The 3,112-nt window shown below is 65.7% G+C and carries 4 protein-coding genes; all 4 read left to right on the top strand.

Annotation, left to right across the window (positions count from 1 at the left end; all coding sequences use genetic code 11):
* The coding region (locus AC2VNT_RS15350; RefSeq protein WP_486947675.1) for an electron transfer flavoprotein subunit beta/FixA family protein at positions 1–432 on the top strand (432 nt) is incomplete at its 5' end.
* 36 nt (positions 433–468) lie between these two features.
* The gene (locus tag AC2VNT_RS15345; protein WP_486947674.1) at positions 469–1,425 is read left to right on the top strand and encodes an electron transfer flavoprotein subunit alpha/FixB family protein; all 957 of its coding nucleotides are present in this window, start codon (positions 469–471) and stop codon (positions 1,423–1,425) included.
* 114 nt (positions 1,426–1,539) lie between these two features.
* A complete protein-coding gene (locus AC2VNT_RS15340; protein ID WP_486947673.1) occupies positions 1,540–2,409 on the top strand; it encodes a GNAT family N-acetyltransferase in 870 nt (289 codons plus the stop codon).
* Positions 2,406–3,112: lysophospholipid acyltransferase family protein (locus AC2VNT_RS15335; RefSeq protein WP_486947672.1), on the top strand; the 707-nt coding region annotated here is incomplete at its 3' end. The genes AC2VNT_RS15340 and AC2VNT_RS15335, both read left to right, overlap by 4 nt.

Genomic DNA, 3,112 nt, shown 5'->3' with positions numbered 1-3,112 from the left:
GGCAACGAATCCACCGATGGCGTCGGCGGCGCGGTTCCGGCGATCATCGCCGAGTACCTGGGCCTGCCGCAGCTCACCCACCTGCGCAAAATCTCGGTTGCGGGCGGCAAAATCACCGGTGAACGCGAAACGGATGAGGGCGTGTTCACCCTCGAGGCCGCGCTGCCCGCGGTGGTCAGTGTGAACGAGAAGATCAACGAGCCGCGCTTCCCCTCCTTCAAAGGCATCATGGCCGCCAAGAAGAAAGAAGTCACGGTGTTGACGTTGGCCGAGATCGGTGTCGAGGCCGACGAGGTCGGGCTGGCCAACGCCGGGTCGACGGTGTTGGTGTCGACGCCGAAGCCGGCCAAAACCGCGGGCGAGAAGGTCACCGATGAGGGCGACGGCGGCAACCAGATCGTGCAGTACCTGGTTGCCCAGAAGATCATTTAGAGCGCACGTCCCTGACAGAGAAGAGCGATATTACCCATGGCTGAAGCACTGGTGCTTGTCGAGCACGCTGAAGGTGCGCTGAAAAAGGTCAGCGCCGAATTGATCACCGCCGCCCGCGCGCTGGGTGAGCCGGCTGCTGTCGTGGTCGGCACGCCGGGAACGACCGCGTCGCTGGTTGACGGGTTGAAGGCGGCCGGCGCCGCCAAAATCTACGTCGCCGAGTCCGACGCCGTCGGCAAATACTTGATCACGCCGGTGGTTGATGTGTTGGCCGCGTTGGCCGAATCATCGGCTCCGGCCGCCGTGCTGTTGGCCGCCACCGCCGACGGCAAGGAGATCGGCGGCCGGCTGGCGGCCCGGATCGGATCCGGTCTGTTGGTCGACGTCGTGGACGTTCGAGAAGGGGCAGTGGGCGTCCATAGCATTTTCGGTGGTGCGTTCACCGTCGAGGCGCGGGCCAACGGCGACATCCCGGTGATCACGGTGCGGGCGGGGGCCGTTGAGGCGCAGCCAGCCGCCGGCGCGGGTGAGCAGGTCAGCGTGGAGGTGCCGGCTCCCGCCGAGAACGCCACCAAGATCACCGCTCGCGAGCCCGCGGTTGCCGGCGACCGCCCGGAGCTGACCGAGGCCACCGTCGTGGTGTCCGGCGGCCGCGGTGTCGGCAGCGCGGAGAACTTCAGCGTGGTCGAGGCGCTGGCCGACTCGTTGGGCGCCGCAGTCGGAGCATCGCGTGCCGCGGTGGATTCCGGCTACTACCCGGGTCAGTTCCAGGTAGGCCAGACCGGTAAGACGGTGTCGCCCCAGCTCTACATTGCGTTGGGTATCTCCGGGGCGATCCAGCACCGCGCGGGCATGCAGACCTCAAAGACCATCGTCGCGGTCAACAAGGACGAGGAAGCACCGATCTTCGAGATCGCGGACTTCGGTGTCGTCGGTGACCTGTTCAAGGTGGCGCCGCAGCTGACCGACGGGATCAAGGCTCGTAAGGGCTGACGCCCCCGCGGTGATAGCGTGTCGTGGTCACCCACGGCATTTCGTCATCTGACGTGCACCGACATGTCACAACGTTGATGCCGGTTAGCTGACCGGTTGCGTCACGTTGGTGCCATGAGCATTGCTTCTGTCCTGATACCCAGCGAGAAGCCGCATGGCACCGCGTCAAGTTCGTCTGCTGGGCCGCGTTATTCCCTGTTGCTGTCCACCGATCCCACCCTCGTTGCGGCCGCGCAGCGGCTCCGCTACGACGTGTTCAGCAGTACTCCCGGCTTCGCCGTGCCGGCGGCGGGCTCAGGGCAACGTGGCGCGCACCTGGACGTCGAACCGTTCGACGAGTTTTGCGACCACCTGTTGGTGCGTAATGACCACACCGGCGAGCTGGTGGGTTGTTACCGAATGCTGCCGCCGGCGGGTGCCATCGCGGCCGGAGGCCTTTATACCGCAACGGAATTCGATATTCGCTCATTCGATCCGTTGCGGTCGTCGTGGGTCGAGATGGGCCGCGCCGTGGTGCGCGAAGGTCACCGCAACGGTGGCGTAGTGCTACTGATGTGGGCGGGCATCCTGGCCTATCTTGACCGATACGGCCATGACTATGTCACCGGTTGTGTGTCGGTCCCGATCGCCGGCGATCCCGCTGCAGGCAGGCAGATTCGTGGCGTCCGCGACTTTGTGCTGCAACGACATGCCGCCGCGCCGCAGCACCGGGTGTACCCGTATCGCCCGGTGCAAGTGCAGGGTCGGGGCATCGACGATATTCCGCCGCCGCAACGGCCGACGGTTCCGCCGCTGATGCGCGGCTACCTGCGACTGGGAGCACGGGTCTGCGGTGAGCCGGCGCACGACCCGGACTTCGGTTCGGGGGACTTCTGCATGCTGCTGGATAAGCGTGACGCCGATACCCGCTATCTGCGGCGACTGCGGTCAGTTTCAGCCGCCTCGGAGCTGGCCGGAGCGATGGCAGGCGGAACGACTCCGTGAACAGCCTAGGGTGCACTTCCACGGTCAGCGGGCATGCCTGGCTGCCGCGGACATCGTGCGATATCAACTGTGTGCGCAAGGATAACGCTGCTGCGTCGCGGCGGCCGCTGGTCGTGCTGCGGGTGGCGCTGCGGGTCATGCTGCTGGTGCTGCTGGCACCGGGGTTGCCGCTGGCGGCGGTGCCGCTGCCGGGCCGCACGCACACGCAACGCGCCTATTGTCGGTTGATGCTGCGCTGCTTCGGCGTGCGGATCACGGTATCGGGTAGCCCGATTCGTAACCTGCGCGGAGTCCTGGTGGTCAGCAGCCACATGTCTTGGCTGGATGTCTTCGCCATCGGCGCTGTGTTGCCAGGGTCCTTCGTCGCCCGTGCCGATATGTTCACCGGGCCCGCAACTGGGATCGTGGCTCGCATCCTGAAGATCATCCCGATCGAGCGGTCCAGTCTGCGGAGGCTGCCCGCGGTGGTCGACATCGTCGCCCGTCGGCTGCGAGCCGGTCAAACCGTGGTGGCGTTTCCTGAAGGCACCACCTGGTGCGGCCTCACTGGGCCATCGCACCAAGGGTTCTTCTATCCGGCAATGTTTCAGGCCGCGATCGATGCCGGTCGTCCAGTACAGCCTCTTCGGCTGACATATCACCACATCGACGGGAGCGTATCGACCGTGCCGGCCTTCGTCGGTGACGACACATTGTTGCGGTC

It is taken from the genome of Mycobacterium sp. TH-M15 (assembly GCF_057473705.1).
Note: the sequence above shows the minus strand (reverse complement) of the source record. Positions and strands in the feature narration are given on the sequence as shown.